Source organism: Pseudomonas sp. PS01299 (genome assembly GCF_029960145.1).
In the GTDB taxonomy this organism is placed as follows: Bacteria; Pseudomonadota; Gammaproteobacteria; order Pseudomonadales; family Pseudomonadaceae; genus Aquipseudomonas; species Aquipseudomonas putida_A.
Window position 1 is genome coordinate 42504 of sequence record NZ_JASCPO010000009.1, and the last position, 19211, is coordinate 61714.

Below are 19211 nucleotides of genomic sequence, written 5' to 3' on the forward strand. Positions count from 1 at the left end.
ATGCTTTCTCCCACAAAAAACCCGTTTCAGCCGAAGCAGAAACGGGTTTTTTGGTATTCGATCGCCTTACCCGGATTTGCTGGGCACATCCGTTGATTCGAAGACTCCTTCAAATGGATTGACGTGTATCCGTTTGCACATCTCAGAGTTCTTCCGGACGTAGACAACGTCCTGCTCCACTGGCCCGCACGTTGTGACCTTGGAGGTGTCAGCGAGCAGCGTGTAGGGAATGAAGGCGTCTGCCGGCTCGAATGTGAGAATACCCAGACCGAGTATTGATCCGACGAAAAAGATTTTCAGCCAAGGGAAATGCTCGATTTCATCCGGGTTGGTTTTCACAGGTTTGGAATAAAGAAACTGCAAGCCCATGCGCCCGTACATGACCAAGCCGATCAGAATCAAGGAGAAGGGTACGGAGTAAATAAATCCTCCTATTGTCGATGCGTAGCGGATGTTCTCAACCTCAATGCCGGTCCGCGCATTGATGACCTTTTCCGCGAGGATCTTGCAGCCGTACAAAACGACTGCTGTATAGAGAAGCGACGAAGGCCAGTTTTTTACGAAAACGTTGATTTTCTTACGATTGCTTACCGCGTAAACGGCACCGCCAAGAGGAACCACTGCGAGCACGATGAACGACACTTCTTCGTGGCTCAGGTACTTGCCCAAGAAGGGGATCAATAAATTTGCAAGGATCAATGCCGTGGTGAGTAACGTCAGTTTGATCAGTGCTTTACGTGACTCTGTCATACGCAGGATGTTTCCTTGTGCAAATTGCAGCTCGATACCCGTTTTACGCAAGCTCGTTATGGCACTGTCGATGAACATTTCGGTCTTACCAGACAATCGGAATTTGCCAATGATGCGTATGACTGGCTGCTTGCCGTATGCAGAAGACATTGATCGAAGACGTCACCGCGTTCATAGAAGGCAATGTAGGTGTTTAGCTCTCTTGAACCATCAGCGTGCGAACTGTATAGGGAGGTTACTGAAGACCGTAACACGATGATTTTCTGAAAACGATCCGGCAGTTGAAGCGTCTGATGCACATAAATAGAGGGAAATCACCAGCGCTGCACCAGGTAGGCGCCCTCAGGCTTGTTTACAATATTGAGGGCGCGGTGAACATTTTAATCGCCTTTCTCTTCACTCGCTTCGACACCACACCATTCACAGCTTTCGCCATAATTTGGGTCGTAAGCCTCAGTAGAAAGGATCTGTGAATCGCCTTTTTGCTTTTGGTCGGCTTCAACGCAATCATCACATAAGGTAACGGTTGGATACTGGTCCGCTGCGCTATCAGCGGCCATATCGCCATTCACGGTGCAAGTTTTCATAGATAGGTCTCCTTAAGGTGGTAAATCACTATAGCCTTCGTTTCTTTGTCCGCCAGAAGCAAAATCCTTGAATTTCAAGTGACTGAGCATCCTTAATAGGATGCCAAATGGAGGATTTGCAATATTTTGCTTTTCATTACGCACAATTTACTGATTTCGGTCACATTCGTGTTGAGATCGTTTCTAATCATTTTTTTTGCAGAAAATCGAATCAATCTTTACGGAGGAATTCATTGACGAATTCGTCAATTTTTGATAGATTTAACCCATCGAAGCGACTGACCAGATGAGATTGAGCGCTTCCCAGCGGTGAAAACCGTAATCGCGCAAGGCGGTTCGCAAGTGGTGTCTGGATCTGCTTTACCGAATCGAAAAAGGCGTCCATGGCGCCTTTTTTCGTTTTAAAGCGCTTTCTTTTGAAAATGTGCTCGATTGTCGGATTAATTCCTCTCTAGCAGAGAATTCATTGACGAATTCGTCAGTGTTCTCTACATTTAGCTCATCGAAGCGACTGACCAGATGAGATTGAGCGCTTCCCAGCGGCGAAAGCCGTAATCGCGCAAGGCGGTTCGTAAGTGGTGTCTGGATCTGCTTTACCAAATCGAAAAAGGCGCCCATGGCGCCTTTTTTCGTTTTTCGACACTAACGCTTGGTTGAGGTCGGTTGTCGCATGTAGACCTTACCGCACAGCAGCATGAATCCCATTTTGCCGAAAAGCTTCGGTGGCTTGTCGGTTTGGTGGTAAGCGCTTTCTACAACCAGATTCAAATCCTGCGGTCTGTCCTCTGCGGCCCTACGCACTTCAAAAAATACGTGGTAGGGGCCGCTGGGGTCTTGAATTGTCATGGAATAGGCCCAATTGCGCATCGCAGCTGTCTCGTGGACCTTTGCCTGAGGATGGTTCAATCCTTGAATAACCGCAGGTAAGACAAGCGAAAGTCGATAGCGGATCGCACAGAAAGTACGTTGCCGTTTAGCGCCATCCAGAATAATAGGCTCACCAGCAGGATGCATTGTTGCGTCGTAGCCCTGAGTGAAACAATGGCTCGAAAACGTGACATGCACTTGCAACTCACGTTTGGCCAGTTGGCTTTGGATCGCAAACGTGAACGGCTCAAGGTGAGAGAAATCGTAAGTCTGACCACCGATGGTCAGCGCTGGAAAATAGGCGGTCACATCGGTCTCCGTTCCGGCCAGTGCAGCAGTTTACTCCTACCTGCAGATGATCGTTAGCAGCAAGGGAGTCGCTTAAGCTGTTACCACATTATTACGAGATCTCATCCCAACTAGGTTCTACGCCATTGAAGCCAACACCGTGATGATCTCCTGGTGCTCGATCAGCCAGAAAAGAAACGACCCCCGCACCCCAAAGGTGGGGCCATACTGCCGTCCTTGAAAGCCCTACCCCGTCGATTTGAAGACACCCCCCTGTAGCTTCGGCGCTTTCAGATTGTGATAGCGACCATCCGCACGGGCTTTCACAAGGCATATTTCTGGATCGCATTGATAAAATCAGCCACAAACAAAAGAACGGAGAAAGGCACTTTTCTCCCTCCCGCCGACGGGGTCGTGTCGTTTTTTTTGAAAGCGCTGCGGGAGTGAAATTGAATCTTCAACCCAAGCTGGCTGAGTTATAGATGACGAAGGTCAACTTCATTTGATGCAAAGTATTGAAAATAAATGAAGAGACTTTGCACACTTACTCGAAAAACGTCGTTCCACTCCGTCCAGCGATATCACCTTATTTCGTTGGATAGAGATCAGAAAAAATTAGGACTTCGCCGTATTTTTTGAATCAGAACTCATCGGGAAACTGGCGAAAACTCTGAATCGTTTGGACTTCGAAGGGAGCCCGCAACCCTGGTGAATCAGGGGCTGCGGGAGTATGCGCAGTGTTCCAGCCGCTAAATTTGGCTTCAGAGAGATTTACTTCGTGTCAATCCGAGACTCAAACCTTTCGGAAGATTCTCAACGGATATCAGCGCTAGGTTGTCGGTAATAATTCGATCATCGTCCAGCAAGGCAAAAGAGGGAACCCACAAAAGAGCTTCTTTATCAAACTCATAGACAAGCTGCCGGCAAACCATTCCTCGAGCTTTTAGCCTAGAGGCTAAGCGCGCCGCTTGGCCGGCAGCACCTGCTGAAGCATCTAGAGCTGCATGAAGCTTTTTGACGTCAGTTCCCCTGTACAAGAATGAGATTTGACATCCCTCATAGAACGAGTGGAAGTCAATAATGGGGCTACGTCGCTCGGCCGCTCGACTAAGCAGGCGCTTTAACCAACCATGAATTCCTGCATATGAGGCTTTTCCCGCTTCAGAGGCGAATGCCTTCACGAAAGGGTTCCAGACAAGAATTACGTAAGGGATACCGATTCTGATCAACTCTTGCAGGGAATCGGCGGCATTATGAGAGAGCTCACCGCGCTCAATCTTGACAGGTGAGTCGTTGGCAACTTGGTTCAACCACTCTTCTTCAACCTCCCTTGGATCTGTTGCGATCTCGAGCCACATATCATCAGGTAGCGGAGGGAGCGTCTCAGGCGGTGGCACCAATGCTTGGTCATCAAGACCTAAATCACTAAAATTGAGGACATCCCCGCCCGCGTAATATCCGATCAGCGCGGCAACAAATTTTTGGCCCTCTTCGCTTTCGAACGACTCGCTTTCCAATACTTTTCCCTTGGGAAGTCCAGGATCGTGGTTATGAAGAAGGGTGAAAGGATTGCTATTGATCTGTGCGACCAGCCTATTCGGGTCGACGTCGACCTGAAGCTCTCCATGTTCATTGCGAGAGTCAGTCCAAATAACGGCGCGTACAATCTCGCCAAATTTCCCTAGAGCGTGGCGCCGCTCAGCTTCTTCCGCCCATCTAAGGGCAGCGGGCGTATCTTTCAAAAGGTCAGACATGGGTAACTCCGACGGTCGTTTATTGTCGATTGGTCAGGATAGGTCGTGATGACCATGATCCTAGATTTCTTTCAACTCACACCAGCAAAGAACGAGCATGCGCTTCCACAGGCACAAGCTATAGCGCGAGTTCGCAATTTTTTGTGCAAAACGACAGCCATTGCTAACGGCCCCCTAGCCCACTGACATAGCAGATGATCGTAGACGAAGATCTGTATCACACTGCGCGACTACGAGAACGGGAGCGAAAATCCTGTGCGTGAAACGTCCAAAAATTGTCCACACCTGAGAGGAATATATGAGATCTATTTCCCATAAGGTCCAGAAAATATTGGGTTCCGGCGTTTGCCCAGCGATAGCAAGATCTTTGTTTGGACTTGTAATCAGTAGGCCCCGGGGTCGACTCCTGGTGCCGGCACCATACAAAACGAAGCCCCTGCAGAAATGCAGGGGCTTTGTTGTTTCTGGCGTTTGGAACTCCCCAAAAGATTCCACATTGCAGCGACAAGGCCAGCGACGCCTTATCTCAATCAACAGACGAAGCCTTATCCCCGCGCTTCGAGCCGTTACAATTTCACATCAGCCCAACATTTACGGGTTCTCGCACCTACCTATAATGCACCCCAACACACCCGCCAAGCCTAGGTTGACCCAGTCAGCAAGCTCAAATCGTGCGGTTTTTTTTTGCCCGGAGAAAACTACATGAGGCCATTCGACAAGCCGGCCCTCAGCGTAGAACAGCAATTGGAACTGCTAAAGCAACGAGGCCTGCAAGTCGCCAACGACGACCGCGCCATGCGTTTCCTGGAAGTGGTCACGCTGTTTCGCCTGAGCCCCTACATGCGCCCTTTTCAGGAAACGAACCCTGAACACACCTTCAAGCCTGGTAGCACTCTGAAAGCAGTCGTCGACATCTACCGTTTCGATGGCTCATTGCGACGCATAACCATGGATGCTATCGAACGTGTCGAAGTCGCCATACGAGCGACTATCAGCAATCACATGTGCCCGAAGTACGGGCCTGACTGGATAGCTGATGCGTCAATCTTCTCCTCGTCATACTCACATTCGGATTTATTGCGGCCCCTGCGAGATCAACTGAGCAAGGAACGCAACAAACTTGGACGTGAAATTGATCGTATAAAAAAGAGCAGCCAAGCTGATCAGCTCCAGCAGCAGCGAATTGAAAATCGCACACGCGATAACTATTTTCGATTCTACGGATCGACCTATTCCCATCCCGAGTTGCCACCAGCCTAGGCTGTTCTGGAAGAACTGAGCCTTGGAACCGTGTCCACCCTGTTCAATGCCATAGGCAAAAGCGTCGACAAAAAAGCAATCGCGAGCAGATTCAATCTCCCCTTCGAGGTATTGGCCTCCTGGCTCCACACTCTGACTTTCATCCGAAACTGTTGCGCCCACCACTCTCGACTTTGGAACCGGGAGCTCTCCATTCGACCATCCTTACCTAAGGAATGGGTCATCCAAAATGCGCCTGGCGACCGGCCTCAGCCTAAGCAGCGGCTATATATAGTGCTGACGATGCTGGCGTATCTAACCGATTTGATCAGTCCAGACAGCCAGTGGAGGTTTCAGTTGGCTGAAATATTGGATCAGAGAGAGCCAGGTTATTTAAGACTTATGGGGTTTCCAGACGACTGGAAACATCAACCGCAATGGCGGTTGTAGAAAGAGACGCCAGCATTCTTGCTTTTGCCATTGCGCGCGGAGAAGTGGCAAGAGAGAGCGTTTTGCCTAACACCTTTCAAGCCTTCATCTGACGTACAGATTCCCGCAAGTCCTGCTGGAATTGCTCCAGTTCTTCGACCATCGCTGATTTCTCCTTCCAGTTGCTTAAGGCTACAGGCAAGTTGTCGAGCTTTGCCTTGGCGTAGGCAATGAGCAACCAAATCGAGCCGTCAAAAGGCGCACCATACGGCCCCGCCGTATAAACAAACCATAAACGCTTATGGGTAAAGATCGACGGTATGTATGGCGTTAAGCGTTGTGAAATCTGCTGTAACGAGAAGCCACCACTAGCCACCGTTGCTCATTCGACCCTCGCAAAGCTACCGTTCAGCTCGTCGCTGCCAATTCAGCGACCGGGCCTGATAACCCGGGTAAGATACAGGCGCACCAGCGCCCCAATTCACGTTTGCCGGCGCATTTTTTTGTCTGCATTACCGTGCAATGGCGGCTGTGCGTGGGAGATCTTCGGGTCTGCCGGGTTCCTGTATCTCCGGTTTATCAGCCCGCGCATAGCTGCCACCCATTCGCCTGATAACGAATTGGCAGCTCTCATTTGATACAGGGAGTTCACAAATGAATGCCATCGATCCATCCGTAATCCACCGCGCTACCACACCGGTCACCTCACTTCACGCCTTGGATACGGCAGGTGAAACGAAATGACCGACTACCTCGATTTGAAAACACCAGGCCTTACGCACTTTTCCTTCCAGGCCAATCAAGCGCTGTTCCGCACCAATCGTGGTGTGCCGGTAATAGCCGCCCTTTCTCACGCCTCCCACTTGCTTCACATCTCAAGATTGCTCACTGCGGACACTTCAGTCTCGCGCGATCCGGATCTTCACGCTTATGCCTCTCAGTACCTGCAGGAGTTAAGCAAGGCGCTGATCGACGATGTGGTGAAAGTACTGGATGCGCCAACAGTAAGCCATTGACGTAAACCGCCAATAAAAAGCCCTCGCGGTACTGCGAGGGCTTTTTGCGCTTCAAACCTGACTGATCTCAAACACAAACGAAATCCTGCGTTGACTCGCACTCCACACATAACGCAGATGTTTGCCCTGCTTCGGAATCGACACCGCTGGCGGCCGGAAAGCGGCGACACATTCGTGGCCCGGCAGGCGAACGCTGCTGTAGAGCATCCCCCACGATTCAGACTCACGCAGTTGTCGGGCAAACGCCTGGGATGGGCCATAGGCGTCTGGATCGGGTTGATGCAAATCGGGAAAGTCATCACGAACATCATGCAGCGGCTTAACCACACGATTGACGTAAGTGCGCATGGTCAACTCAAGATCCGCCTCGTTGGTGGCCGCGAGGAAACGTTCCTGGTGATAACAAGTCTCGGCGATAGCCGCAGCCTGGCTGCTGGCGGCGTAGTAGACGCCGAAGGTGCCATCGGTGAAGCGGCTGCTTTTGCCGATGTGGGTGAACGCCGCCATCACCGGGGTTGAACCGGGGCCGGAGAGTCGGTCTTCTGGACGCACGCGGGCGAGGACGCCGGCCTGCTCGATCAGGCGATCGTTGGTCAGTGCTTCCAGCGCGTAGGCGATTTCCAGGTCTTCGGGGTCGAGTACGTCTTCGAACAGCGCAATCGGCGGGAAGCTGCTGTTGACGATCCGGTAGGCCTTCGGCCATTGCGGCTCAGCCAGGGGCGGGGCCTTCAACCGCGCACCCCGTCGAGGTAGCGGCGCACGTCGGCGATATCGACCACCCTCCCCGCGAGCATGTAATCCAGCGCCGTTCGACCATTGAATGGCGCAGCCGTGTTTGGGCTGCTGACCCACGTATAAGCACGCTCGCGACTGTTGCTGAAGATGATGCTCAAGGCCTTGTGAATGCCCATCAGATACGAGATGCGCTCCAGCGTGTCGTGCGGCAGGCGAATATTCGGCGGCAGGTGTTTGTACTTGTAGAACGTGGTGTTGCCGACGCCACCAAGTAACGTGCGCTGCTGTTCGGCGTTGCAACCCCAGCGCTCCATGAGATTGAAGAAAAACTTCAGCGCGACGCGCCCGGCTTCGGGGACGTCGAGTTGTTCACGCGGGGTGAGGGCTGGGGATGAGGTAGGCATGATTGTCCTTCTTCGCAGATCCGCAAGCTGAGAGTAGTACAGATATGAATATTTTCAATAGAGTTATTCGTATACGAATAAAAATCCTCAAAACCCAGGTTGACATCTCAATGTTCGGTGGCAGAGAATCCGGCTCAAGAGCGCGAAACCGACTGCCTTCAGGTGGCAATAGTCGGCGTTAGGAACCCCGTTGATGACCTGAAAATCAGCGCTCGGGTGAGACCTCTTCTCCCCTGCTTGAGGGAGCACAATATCAAGCAACATTCATGTGAAGGGCAGCCTGAGAAGGCTGCCCTTTTTCGTTTGAGCTACCGGTAACGTCGATACAACAGCTCACCATGCCGATGCTTGTTTAAGCCTTTCTTGTCACAATTCATGAAATTCCAGAGTACGTTGCCGCGCTCAACATGAACCACCACCAGCATTTGGTATCTCGCGTTGTAAGCACCGATGAAAGAGAGTCGAAACGAGGCGTCATCGTAGGAAACCCGCCATATCTCTAACGGCCTCGTCAGGGTATCTCGCGCAAATTCGGTGAACCGCTCACGGGCATTCGGGCGCTTTTCCACCGTATGAAGCAAATGCTCGCGCTTCACCAAAATCGGCACATATGGCGTTTCGATCAGAACAGCATCAAGACCATGATCAAGTCCGAAGCCTCTGGCAACCTGCTCCCACGCTGCATTAAGACTCAGTTCACCTGGCAGCTCTCTAACCGCAGAAATCAGAAGGCCAGGGTCAATATCGCGAATATCCGGTAAGCCCAGATCTTTCCAGTTTTTTTGATCGGGTAACGCCCTGCTGCCCTGCAAACTCATGGCATCGACTCGCTAGCTTCGCGGATGCCGGCATTGCCTGGAAATCCATGGCCTCGGATCAAAAGTCCCGAAAATAACTACCTGATATTTCAGCCACTTGTGCATGGGCGGTAAATAAGCCCGTTCGCTCTTTTCTATAGGAGGCTTCCGACAACGGTGCAAAACAGTGGCGTTTCGGTGTGGGAAACATTCAAAAAAGCTGTAGTCCCGAGACGTAAAAAAATGCCCGACTCGTCCGAATCGGGCACTTTTCTTGACCCCAATCACCCCCACGTCATCAAAAATCCCGATCCTGTGTCAGCTTCCAGCCATCGGCGGGGACATCAATTCGCTACTAAACCCGCGACAACTATGCTCAGGTGCTGGAATATAGCCGGCATATGACGCCGGATCGGCAGTCTCGTAAACAACAATACCCAGCCCACTTCAGAGGGCATTACCCATGGATAGCAGAACCTTACGCAACCTCATGCGCATCGTGCAGACCGGCTCGTTGTCGGCCGCAGCCGAGCATTCGTGCCTGACTGTGCAGGCCTTGGCCGCGCAGTTGAACAAGGTCGAAGAGCAGTTCGGTTTCCGCTTGTTTCGACGTTCCAACAAAGGGCTGACGCTGACGCCGCAAGGCACGGAGCTGACGCCCTACATGGACAAAGTGCTGATTGCCACGCGACAGATGGAAGAAAAGGTCGAGGCGCTCAAGGTACCCGGCCAGCGCACATTGAAGGTTGCGTTGAACAACACGTTGTCGTCTGACTTCAACCGGCGAATGATCGGACGCCTGATTGAGGTGTTTCCCGATTACCAGATGGAATTCAGCTACGCCGAGTCGATGGAAAACCTCAGCAAGCTGAAGAATGAGGACTTTGACCTCGCGGTGCTGATCGGCCCGCAGCGGCCGGGTTTGCCGAGCATTGTTTTGCCGGATGTGCAGGTGCAGGTGGTCGGTGCCCATTGCGGGCAGGAAAACGATCCACTGACGTTGCTGGGCAACAAGTTTCAGGTGCGTCCTGCGGAAGATTGTCCGTATTCCCACAGTTTCCTGCGTTTTCTCGACGCCGGACTGGGCAATCACGAGAACGGTCAACGCATGGTCTATTCCTGCAGCGAAACCCTGACCCTGTCGCTGATCACGCAGATGGACGCGGTGGGCATGGTGGGCATGGTGTCTCGTGAGGCCGCGCAAAAGAACGGCCTGACGATTTTCCCCGGATTCGAGGATTTCCTCGAAGTGCGTCTGGCGGTGAACAACCCGAACCTGTCGGGGCAGGCCCTGAATGACGTGGTCGATCTGCCGCTACATGAACGAGCCGAGCGCAATGTACGCAGCCGTCCCAACCGCCACACTGAGAAAGAGGTTTTTGCTGAAATACGCACATAACAACGTCGGAATGGCTGCATAAAATTCCGGGCGATCGAGCTGTAGGTGCTGATCCTTGATCAACAAGGGTGTCAGGCTGATCGCAGCGACGATCGCCACCGGCAGGTATTCCAGCGCCCGCGCAACGAACGGCGGCCAGTGCTCGGTGTTGACTTGCAGCGGCAGCGCGCGTGGCAGGAAGGTCACGGCCATCATCAGCGCGACCACCAGAATCAGGAACGTTTGGTCAGGCATACACCCACTCCGCAGCCCACGAACGTGGCGATGAAAACGTTGAACGGCGAAGTACCGACCAGGCTCAGCGCGCCCATGCAGGCGACGGCAGCTGCTGCGGCGATGAGTTTGTTGCGGGTGTTGCACAGCGACACCAGCACGTAGAGCATCATCGCGGTCAGTGCGTAGTCGAGCTGATATTTGATCAGGTGCGATGCATATTGCGCGCAGACAGCGCCCAACAATCCGCCCAGCACCCAAGAGGTGTGGCAGAACAGGTTGAAGCCGATCAGGTAACGAATGTTGACCGGCGCGCCGGTGCCCAGTTTGACGCTGTGGAACGCGAAGGACTCGTCGGTCAGGCCACCGGCGTAAGCCCAGCGCTCCATGCGGCTGAGCCCCAATGCGCGCAAGGCCTTGGCCATGTACACCGACATCAGCATGTGCCGCGCATTGATCAGGAAGGTGGTCAGCACGATGGTGGTCAGCGAAGCGCCGCTGGAGATCAGCGCCAGTGCGGCGAATTGCGAAGCGCCGGCGTAGACGAACAAGCACATCGCCACCGGCAGCCACATCGGCAGCCCGGCGTTGACCGCCATCAGCCCGAACACGAACGACACCGTGAAGTAACCGGCCACCACCGGGCTGGCTTCGGCAAACGTGCGCGATGGCTGATGAGCAGCCATCAGCGGCGCACTGCCGGACGTTTCATTCATAGATCCCTCTCAAATGTCCGCTCGCCGTGGGGTTCGCAAAAACCCTGGGCAGTCCAGAATCGCTTGCCCGCGAGGTTAGCATCGTCGACGAACAGAAACATCCGTAATACACCGACCCGTTTCATGTCGGATGACGCCGCTTCCACCAACCGCTGGCCGACGCCCTGACTGCGATAGCGTGGGCTGACCGCCAAGTGGTTGATGGTGCCGCGACTACCGAGCATGCCGCCGAGCACCGCACCGACGATTTCGCCTTCGACGTCGAAGGCCAGATAGGCCGTGGTGGTCTTCTGGATCAATACACCGCGCAGGCATTTGGCGTCCTGCCATTCGCAGAACGACACTTCGTCGAACTGCCGGAAGAAGCGCTCCATGCGCTGCGCGTCCTTGGCGGTGGCGCGTCGCAGCACCACCGGCGTCGAGCACTCGACGCCATCGATTGGGGTGATCTGATTAGCGAACAATGTCGAAAGCGGTCCCGGGCCGCGAGAAGGAAATCGCCAGAATCTGCCGGTACGCCATGGCATGCGTGTGGGTGTTGCGCGCCGGAGTCACGTAATGGCGCATGTCGCGATCAAGGAAGTACGTGGTGTCGAGGATTTCCTTGTAGGTGGTCGACGCCAGTTGATGCTCGTGAACATCGTACAAACGGCTTTCCGCGCCCTCGACGTTGTTGCGCCCCCAGAAGTGCACACCACTGAACGGATAGCCGTCGCAGTGAATCCCTTCCGGGGTGATTTCCAGTTGCTTGCCGGGTTTGATCTCGATGCGGATCTGATGAATCTGGCACTGCCAAATCTCATCGTGCAATTCTTCCGGCAACACGCTTTTGTACACTTCAAAATCGGTGTCGATCAGGCTGCGCATTACCGGCGAAGTGATCACTTCATCAGAGAAGTCCTGAAAGTGCCGCACAACACCGCCCACGTAGGCGTTGTTCTCTTTCGACTGCACGTACGCGCGATGCTCGAGTTGCTTCAATTCACGTGTTTTCGGGTTGTACTCGAAGTCGCTGTAACGACGGTAACGCATGCCGGCTTCGGCCTGACCGTAATAACTGTCTGGCTCCATGTTTTCCCAACTTTTGGTCAGTCTGACGAAGTCGGCAAAATGACCGTAGAGATTGAAGTCACCACCCTGGACGTTGACATATTTGTCGCGCCGTAGCGATTCGCCCACTTCTCTGTTCAAAACGATCATTACCAAATTCTCCGCTGCGTTGAGCGGCCTAATCTATTAGGTGGAGAATTTGCGTCCATGAGAAAGAATTTCAGGCATTTAAAGCCCTGCTTGAAACGGTACTTGAAGACGCTTCAAAACAACTTTTACGTGACAAAAACACGGGTTTTTTACGGTTTTTGCGAAAAAGACGTCGAAAAAAAACCCCGAGCCAGTCGGGGTTTTCTCATGTTTCTTACACCGGATCGTTCATCAGAAGATGTTGATCGGGTAGTCCACGAACACACGCACTTCGTTGCCGCTGCTGTTGTAGTCGGCGGATTTCTGCGACACGCGCAGAATCGAGCTGCGCAGTTTCACGCTAAGGTCTTTCGCCGGACCGCTTTGCACGACGTATTTGACCTGGTTGAAGATCTCACGCTCGGTGCCGCCACTGCTGGTGTCGGTGGTGATGTTGTCGCCACGCACGTAAGCAAAGTTGTAGCTCAGGCCAGGTACGCCAAAGGCACCGAAGTCCAGGCCGTAGCCCAGTTGCCAGCTGCGCTCGTCTTCAGCGTTGAAGTCCGACCAGTACGAGTTGGCCAGGTAAATGGTGTTGCCACCGTCGCCCTGACGACGACCATCGTTCTGATAACCGCCGTACGGATAACCCAGATTGCTGTCACCGGTACTGCGCTGGTGCGCCACGGTGAACGAGTGCGGGCCGGTGGCGAATGTGGCCGCCAGGCTCCAGATCTTGTTGTCCTGGCCGCCGGTGTTCTTGATGTCGGCATAGGACTTGTCGAGCTTGGTGCGATAGCCGTTGAAGTCCAGGGTCAGGGACTGATCCTTGTCGATCGGGAACACGTAGTTGGCGTTCACGTACTGCTTCTTCATGACGTCTTCAACGTCGGAAGCGTACAACGCCGCCTTGAACTGTTCGGTGAACTGGTAGCTACCGCCCAACACGTTGATCGACTTCAGACCACCGCTGTCACGGCCTTCAGCGCTTTTACGCGATTCGGCGGTGAAACGACCGGCGTCCAGTTGCAGGCCTTTGATCTCTTTGGAGGTAATCAAGGTACCGGTGTAGCTTTCCGGCAGCAGACGCGAGTTATCGTAGTTCAGCACCGGCAGGGCCGGCATCTGGTCGCCGTAGGTCAGCACGGTGTTGGACACGCGGAATTTGACCGCAGCGCCACCCTTGGACAGGTCGTCAGCCGCATTGCCGCTGTCACCCTGTTTGAAGAAGTCGATACCACCGGCGCCGCTGCGGCCCTTGCCGCCATCCAGACGCAGTGCGTAAAGACCGAAAGCATCGACACCCACACCAACGGTGCCTTGGGTGAAACCGGAAGAGAACGTACCGATGGCCGCCTGGCCCCACTCGGCTCTGTCCGGATTGCCGTCTTTGTAATCACGATTGATGTAGGCATTGCGCAGCAGCACTTTCAGGCTGCTGTCTTCTACAAAACCCTTGGATTCGGCCTGGCCGTCAGCCATTGCCGAAGTGGCACTCAACATCCCCAGTGCGATCAGACTGATTCGCTTGTTCAACATTTTGTTTTCCTTATTACGGGTTGAAACGCGCTGTGTCGAACGGCTGAAACGGCGCTATTGCACTCTTTTTTCACCCCGAAACAAAAAGACCCGCCCACGGCAAAACCGTGTCGGGCCCTTTTATTATTTTTGAGTCATGGCGGTTGGCCACAGGCGTTGGGCCGAATCGTAGCCGCGCCCTCAATAATGTGTCAATTTCAAGAATCGTCTTTAAATAGGTAAAAATCGTCTAAGAATCGTAAATTTTGCGATAGCGTATTGCTCGGAAATGCGCTCAGCCAGTGAATCCAGTGCGATTACGCGCAACCGTCGAGACCGCATTGCGCGGGGGATTGCCCCGACTCAACAGTGACAACCGCTTGCCCCAACCAGTCGGCGAAGGCCTGCGGTTTGCCAAGCCAGGGGCTGATGTCGATCAAGGTGAATTGCCCGTCCCGCTCCAGCGCCAATGTCGGAAATCCCTGGCCACCCAGTTGTGCCAAGAGTTCTCGGCTGGCTTTTACATGCGCTGTCGTATCAACGGATTTAAACGCAGCCGCGAAGATGTCACGGGTGTAGCCCAACTCACGGGCGAGTTCGAAAAGTACGGATTCATCGGCAATCCGCCGTCCTTCCACGTAATGCGCCGTCTGCAAACGTCCGAGCATCTGCAAACCGCGACCGTCGATGGACTCTGCCGCCATCACCGCCGCAATCGGCGGCGTCGAATCGAAGACCGCCGCGTGATCACGCAGCAGACCTTCGAAATACGCTTCGCCAAAGGGTTGTCCGGTGTATTCGGCAATGCGCCGGTCGTGGGGCATGACGTAATCACGCAGTTGCGGCGAAACGCGCTGGCGATTCACGCCGCTCATCATTCCGCCCGCATGGGCAACGACCGGCAACACTTGCTGCGCCGCTTGCACCAGCGGTTTGGCACCGTAGCACCAGCCGCACAATGGATCGTAAATGTAGTGAAGGATCATGGGAGAACTCCGGCAACAAAGTAGAAATATTCGATGCCGGCAGACTATTCCTACGCGTGTTGGGGAAAAACGCCGGAATGGCTCTCAGACTGTTTCGAGAATCGGTCGAATGGATCGACCGGTCAGGATGTATCGAAATCGACATAAATTGAAACAATCTGACAGGGGAACTTCTCAGGAATAAATTACGGGAGCAAATGCAAAGCATTACCATTCGCGCGTTTGAATTTCCTTACCCTTTCGGATGCGCTTTTCCATGCCTGCCCCGTTCCGCCTCACGCCTGTCACCCTTGGATTGTCTGCCTTTCTGTCCAGCGGTTTTGCTTACTCCGCCACCGAACTGCCCGCCACCGCGATCAGCGCCGAAGAACAAGCCGAGGACCCGCGCGTCAAGATCAGCAACACCGCGACTCGCACCTCCACCCCGGTGCGTTACGTGCCGCAGGCCATCGACTCGATCAAGACCACGAATGTCGCCGACTACGGCACCAATGACATCGGTGACGCCCTGAGCGGCATTCCCAACGTCAGCAGCAGCGCCGACACGCGCTTCGACAGTCTGCGTATCCGCGGCTTCGACGCCAGCAACGACTTCTATCTGGACGGCATTCGCGACGACAGCCAGTACAAGCGCGACCTGCACAACATCGAGCGGGTCGAAGTGCTCAAAGGTCCGGCGGCGGTACTTTACGGCCGTGGCAGCCAGGGCGGGATCGTCAACCGCGTGAGCAAGCTGCCCGAGTTCGGTCGTCGTTCGACCATCGAGGCCCAAGGCGGCAGCGACGACCTGCGCAGCCTGTACGCCGACCTCAGCACCGACCCCAGCGAAAACCTCAGCCTGCGCCTGAACATGGGCAACATGGATGAAAACAGCTTCCGCGACGGCGTCAGCGGCAACCGCCAGCTGTTCGCGCCGTCGATGAGCTGGCAACTGACCCCAGACTTGAACTGGCTGGTGCAATACGAATACAGCCGCTACAACCGCACACCGGATCGCGGCATTCCCGGTGTGAATGGCCGCCCGGCGGATGTCGGTCGCGACACCACCTACGGCAACGATCACGATTTCATCGACGACAAGGCGCAGTCCCTGCGCTCGAAACTCACCTACGAGATCAGCGACAACTGGCAGCTGCGCCAGACCCTCGGCGTGTTCAAGCTCGACAGCGATTTCGACAACACCTACCTGACCAGCTTCGATCCGAAAACCAACAAGGTCGCGCGCCAGCACTGGCAGCAGAATCTGACCACCCGCAACGTCTACAACAACCTTGAGCTGGAAGGCGGTTTCGATACCTTTGGTCTTGAGCATCGCCTGCTGACCGGCGTCGAGATCGGCAGCCAGCGCCGTGATCCGAAGTTGTACAACGCCGCGACTGGCAAGACCCCAGGCGCACAACCGGTGCCATCGCTCGACCTGTTCAACCCCAACCGCGAGCTCCGTCACACCGGCAGCATGCAGGTGTTCAGCGACAGCCACACCGAAGTCGAAAGCCGCGCGGTGTACGTGCAGGATCAGTTGCGTCTGAACGATCAATGGCAACTTCTGGCCGGCTTGCGCTACGACACGTTCGATATCGAGTCGACCAACCAGCTCAAGAACCTCACTGAGGATCGCGACAGCCACAGCACCAGCCCGCGCTTCGGGATTGTCTGGACGCCACTGCAGAATCATTCGTTCTATGCCTCGTGGTCGAAGACCTTCTCGCCCGTCGGCGGCGGCCTGATCGGCATCACCCCGGGGGCTGCCGGCAATAGCAACGACTTGAGTCCGGAGCTGACCAAACAGAAAGAAATCGGCGTGAAAAGCGACTGGCTGGATGATCGCTTGAGCACCACGCTGGCGGTCTACGACCTGGAACTCTACAACCGCCGTACCAGCGACCCGAACGATCCGACCCTGACCGTCATGACCGGTCTTCAGCGTTCGCGCGGTATCGAGTTGACCGCTACCGGCAAACTGGTCGGCAACTGGTACATGCGCGGTGGCGTCGGCGTGCAAGACACCACCATCGAGAAGGATAACAACGGCCTGGAAGGCAAACGCGTCAACAACGTGGCCAAACACAACGGCAGCCTGTTCCTGACCTGGAAACCGGAGATGGGCTGGTACGGCGAAACCGGTCTGACCCTGGTCGGCCAGCGTTATGCCGACAACGCCAACACCACCGTGCTGCCGGGTTACGGCCGCTGGGATGCGCTGGTCGGCTACCGTTTCAAGGACTGGGACTTGCGCGCGGCACTGAACAACATCACCGACCGCGAGTATTACGCCTCGGCCACCAGCCAATATCAGATCCAGCCAGGCGCACCGCGCAGCGTGGTGATGACCGGTACCTACAGTTTCTGAATGCACACAAATCCTGTGGGAGGGGGCTTGCTCCCGAAGGCGTCGTGTCAGGCAACACCATCGTCACTGACTGATTGCATTCGGGAGCAAGCCCCCTCCCACAGGTTCAATGTTCGCAATGGTTTTTGTGTCGTGCATAAAAAAGCGCCGCCATCCCGGCAGCGCTTTTACCAATCCCTGTTGTTTTTCTTATCCTTCCATCACAGCCCATAACGCTTCCAGTTCGGCCTCGCTGAACAGGCCAGCGGGGTAGCGCTCGATCATCATCCGGCGCGGATCAGGTTCCCTGATCTGACGCGTTCCATTGGACTTCAAAAAGTGCGCGACAATCTGGAGCGATTCGCCGTTGACGGCCATGGGATGCAAAGTCCGCTCGCTGACTACGTTCACTTCGGCGTTCATTTCAGCGCTCTCTCCCCGTTCGTGAGCGGCTAAGTTATCCAAGGTATATGACAGAACTGTTGAAGTTCCCCCCTCTCCCTAGTGCACTTTGTCCGATACAAGAGCTATGCCAAGGTTTCCGATTTGTCGACAGGCGGATACAAACAAGCCCGCAGTCCAACAGGGCCGCGGGCTTGTTTGAATGTGTAGCAAGCTAATCTTTGCCTGGCCGATTTATGAATCAACTCAAGCTGTTACGTCTCAACTCACTCTTTGTGCGGGGCTGGCTGTTGTTGGGTAAGGCAGTGGATATTGCCGCCGCCCAGTAACAGTTCACGGCCCGGCACCATCACCACTTCGTGCTGCGGGAACAGCTTCTGCAGGATTTCCCGCGCAGGCGCGTCCATCGGATCGTCGAAGCTCGGCGCGATGATGCCGCCGTTGACGATCAGGAAATTCACGTAGGAACCGGCCAGGCGCACGGAAGGGTTGCGCTCCTGCGTACCGTCGACCGGATCGACACCGGCGCACTCCTCTTCGGTCGCGTACAGCGGCCCCGGAATCGGCATCTTGTGCACCGTGAACGGGCGCCCCTTGGCGTCGGTGCTGCTTTGCAGCACGTTCATCGCCGCCTGGCAGCGCGGGTAGTTCGGATCCTGCGGATCGTCGGTCCACGCCAGCAGCACTTCGCCCGGGCGCACGTAGCAGCAGAAGTTATCCACATGACCGTCGGTTTCGTCGTTGAACAGACCATCCGGCAGCCAGATGATCTTATCCACCGACAGATTGTCGCGCAGCACCGCTTCGATCTCTTCGCGGCCCAGGTGCGGGTTGCGGTTGTGATTGAGCAGGCACTCTTCAGTAGTGATCAGCGTGCCTTCGCCGTCGACGTGAATCGAACCGCCTTCAAGCACAAAACCTTCGGTGCGATAACGCGGGCTGCGCTCGATTTCGAGAATCTTGCCACCGACCTGCGAATCACGGTTCCACGGCGAATACAGACCGCCTTCAAAACCACCCCATGAGTTGAAGTCCCAGTTCACACCGCGCACTTCGCCGCTGTTGTTGATGACGAACGTCGGGCCGGTATCACGTACCCAGGCATCATCGCTGGACATCTCGACCACGCGGATATTCGGCACATCGAGACGTGCGCGTGCGTTCTCGTACTGACCGGCCGACACGGCAACCGTCACCGGTTCAAAACGGGCGATGGCCTTGGCCACTGCAACGTGCGCGGCCTGCGCCGGCTTGCCACCCAGGCGCCAGTTGTCCGGACGCTCAGGCCAGATCATCCAGGTCTGGGTCTGCGGCGCCCACTCGGCCGGCATGTAGAAGCCATCGTCACGCGGGGTACTTTTCAAAGTGGTCATCGGATCAGGACTCCAGGGAACCGTCGAAGGGTTGCAAAGCGATGGCGACTTTATAACCGATAAATATCGTATTTTAAATGCTTTAAAATGACGCTCGTCTAAAAAAAACAGTTAAATACCGATACAAATCGAATTAGCACTGCCCCCCCATGTGGGAGCGGGCTTGCTCGCGAAGGCGGCACATCCGTCGATATCACCTTTGAATGAAGAACCGTATTCGCGAGCAAGCC

General features: G+C 54.8%; 20 protein-coding genes and 1 pseudogene. 4 read left to right on the forward strand and 17 right to left on the reverse strand.

The annotated features are described in order from the left end of the window. Positions 1-66: 66 nt before the first annotated feature. The 5 genes from QMX91_RS03990 to QMX91_RS04010 form a co-directional block, all read right to left on the reverse strand. Positions 67-828: a hypothetical protein gene (locus tag QMX91_RS03990; RefSeq protein ID WP_282412284.1), complete on the reverse strand. Its 762-nt coding sequence runs from the start codon at positions 826-828 to the stop codon at positions 67-69. A gap of 302 nt (positions 829-1130) precedes the next feature. Next, positions 1131-1337, reverse strand: coding sequence for a hypothetical protein (locus QMX91_RS03995; RefSeq protein WP_282412285.1), 207 nt, complete (start codon positions 1335-1337; stop codon positions 1131-1133). A gap of 211 nt (positions 1338-1548) precedes the next feature. Continuing rightward, positions 1549-1722: a hypothetical protein gene (locus tag QMX91_RS04000; RefSeq protein WP_282412286.1), complete on the reverse strand. Its 174-nt coding sequence runs from the start codon at positions 1720-1722 to the stop codon at positions 1549-1551. 257 nt (positions 1723-1979) lie between these two features. Further along, positions 1980-2513, reverse strand: coding sequence for a hypothetical protein (locus QMX91_RS04005; RefSeq protein ID WP_282412287.1), 534 nt, complete (start codon positions 2511-2513; stop codon positions 1980-1982). Positions 2514-3253: 740 nt separating this feature from the next. Next, positions 3254-4246 carry a hypothetical protein gene (locus QMX91_RS04010; RefSeq protein ID WP_282412288.1) on the reverse strand — a complete coding sequence of 331 codons (993 nt, stop codon included), beginning with the start codon at positions 4244-4246 and terminating at the stop codon, positions 3254-3256. Between the two features lie 795 nt (positions 4247-5041). On the opposite strand from QMX91_RS04010, the pseudogene QMX91_RS04015 reads away from it, so the two are divergent. Continuing rightward, positions 5042-5935: pseudogene (locus tag QMX91_RS04015) on the forward strand (Abi family protein). 76 nt (positions 5936-6011) lie between these two features. Here the strand turns inward: QMX91_RS04015 and QMX91_RS04020 are convergent. Further along, complete coding sequence (locus QMX91_RS04020) at positions 6012-6290, reverse strand: hypothetical protein (protein ID WP_282412289.1); 279 nt, start codon at positions 6288-6290, stop codon at positions 6012-6014. A 364-nt stretch (positions 6291-6654) separates the two neighbouring features. Here QMX91_RS04020 and QMX91_RS04025 point away from each other — a divergent pair, with 364 nt between their 5' ends. Beyond that, the gene (locus QMX91_RS04025) at positions 6655-6930 is read left to right on the forward strand and encodes a DUF3077 domain-containing protein (RefSeq protein WP_282412290.1); all 276 of its coding nucleotides are present in this window, start codon (positions 6655-6657) and stop codon (positions 6928-6930) included. Positions 6931-6981: 51 nt separating this feature from the next. Here the strand turns inward: QMX91_RS04025 and QMX91_RS04030 are convergent, their stop codons facing one another. The 3 genes from QMX91_RS04030 to QMX91_RS04040 all read right to left on the reverse strand — a co-directional run bounded on the left by QMX91_RS04030 (position 6982) and on the right by QMX91_RS04040 (position 8887). Continuing rightward, positions 6982-7662 (reverse strand): RES family NAD+ phosphorylase, encoded by a 681-nt coding sequence (locus tag QMX91_RS04030; protein ID WP_135294757.1) that lies wholly within the window; start codon positions 7660-7662, stop codon positions 6982-6984. Next, on the reverse strand, positions 7659-8069 hold the full coding sequence (locus QMX91_RS04035; RefSeq protein ID WP_007961687.1) for an MbcA/ParS/Xre antitoxin family protein: 411 nt from the start codon (positions 8067-8069) through the stop codon (positions 7659-7661). The genes QMX91_RS04030 and QMX91_RS04035 overlap by 4 nt, the downstream gene beginning before the upstream one ends. Before the next feature lie 308 nt (positions 8070-8377). After that, complete coding sequence (locus tag QMX91_RS04040) at positions 8378-8887, reverse strand: PBECR2 nuclease fold domain-containing protein (protein WP_167797058.1); 510 nt, start codon at positions 8885-8887, stop codon at positions 8378-8380. A gap of 442 nt (positions 8888-9329) precedes the next feature. Between QMX91_RS04040 and QMX91_RS04045 the strand changes: the two genes are divergently transcribed. Further along, positions 9330-10265, forward strand: coding sequence for a LysR family transcriptional regulator (locus tag QMX91_RS04045; RefSeq protein WP_282412291.1), 936 nt, complete (start codon positions 9330-9332; stop codon positions 10263-10265). Here the strand turns inward: QMX91_RS04045 and QMX91_RS04050 are convergent. From QMX91_RS04050 to QMX91_RS04075, 6 genes are all read right to left on the reverse strand, one after another. After that, the gene (locus tag QMX91_RS04050; protein WP_003220702.1) at positions 10182-10499 is read right to left on the reverse strand and encodes an AzlD domain-containing protein; all 318 of its coding nucleotides are present in this window, start codon (positions 10497-10499) and stop codon (positions 10182-10184) included. The two genes, QMX91_RS04045 and QMX91_RS04050, sit on opposite strands and share 84 nt — an antisense overlap. Further along, on the reverse strand, positions 10478-11194 hold the full coding sequence (locus tag QMX91_RS04055) for an AzlC family ABC transporter permease (RefSeq protein WP_003220701.1): 717 nt from the start codon (positions 11192-11194) through the stop codon (positions 10478-10480). Before QMX91_RS04055 ends, QMX91_RS04050 begins: the two co-directional genes overlap by 22 nt. Next, positions 11191-11568, reverse strand: a complete 378-nt coding sequence (locus tag QMX91_RS04060) for a GNAT family N-acetyltransferase (RefSeq protein WP_003220700.1) — start codon at positions 11566-11568, stop codon at positions 11191-11193. The genes QMX91_RS04055 and QMX91_RS04060 overlap by 4 nt, the downstream gene beginning before the upstream one ends. 79 nt (positions 11569-11647) lie before the next feature. Further along, positions 11648-12394, reverse strand: coding sequence for a 2OG-Fe dioxygenase family protein (locus QMX91_RS04065; protein WP_003220699.1), 747 nt, complete (start codon positions 12392-12394; stop codon positions 11648-11650). Positions 12395-12625: 231 nt separating this feature from the next. Beyond that, positions 12626-13912 (reverse strand): OprD family porin, encoded by a 1287-nt coding sequence (locus QMX91_RS04070; RefSeq protein WP_225137109.1) that lies wholly within the window; start codon positions 13910-13912, stop codon positions 12626-12628. 296 nt (positions 13913-14208) lie between these two features. Continuing rightward, a complete protein-coding gene (locus QMX91_RS04075; protein ID WP_135294755.1) occupies positions 14209-14877 on the reverse strand; it encodes a DsbA family protein in 669 nt (222 codons plus the stop codon). Between the two features lie 256 nt (positions 14878-15133). On the opposite strand from QMX91_RS04075, the gene QMX91_RS04080 reads away from it, so the two are divergent. Then, positions 15134-17227 (forward strand): TonB-dependent siderophore receptor, encoded by a 2094-nt coding sequence (locus QMX91_RS04080; RefSeq protein ID WP_282412292.1) that lies wholly within the window; start codon positions 15134-15136, stop codon positions 17225-17227. A 189-nt stretch (positions 17228-17416) separates the two neighbouring features. On the opposite strand, the gene QMX91_RS04085 is transcribed toward QMX91_RS04080, so the two are convergent. Then, a complete protein-coding gene (locus tag QMX91_RS04085; protein ID WP_007961849.1) occupies positions 17417-17629 on the reverse strand; it encodes a hypothetical protein in 213 nt (70 codons plus the stop codon). 245 nt (positions 17630-17874) lie between these two features. Further along, positions 17875-18981, reverse strand: a complete 1107-nt coding sequence (gene aguA / locus QMX91_RS04090; protein ID WP_007961848.1) for an agmatine deiminase — start codon at positions 18979-18981, stop codon at positions 17875-17877. Positions 18982-19211 lie beyond the last annotated feature (230 nt).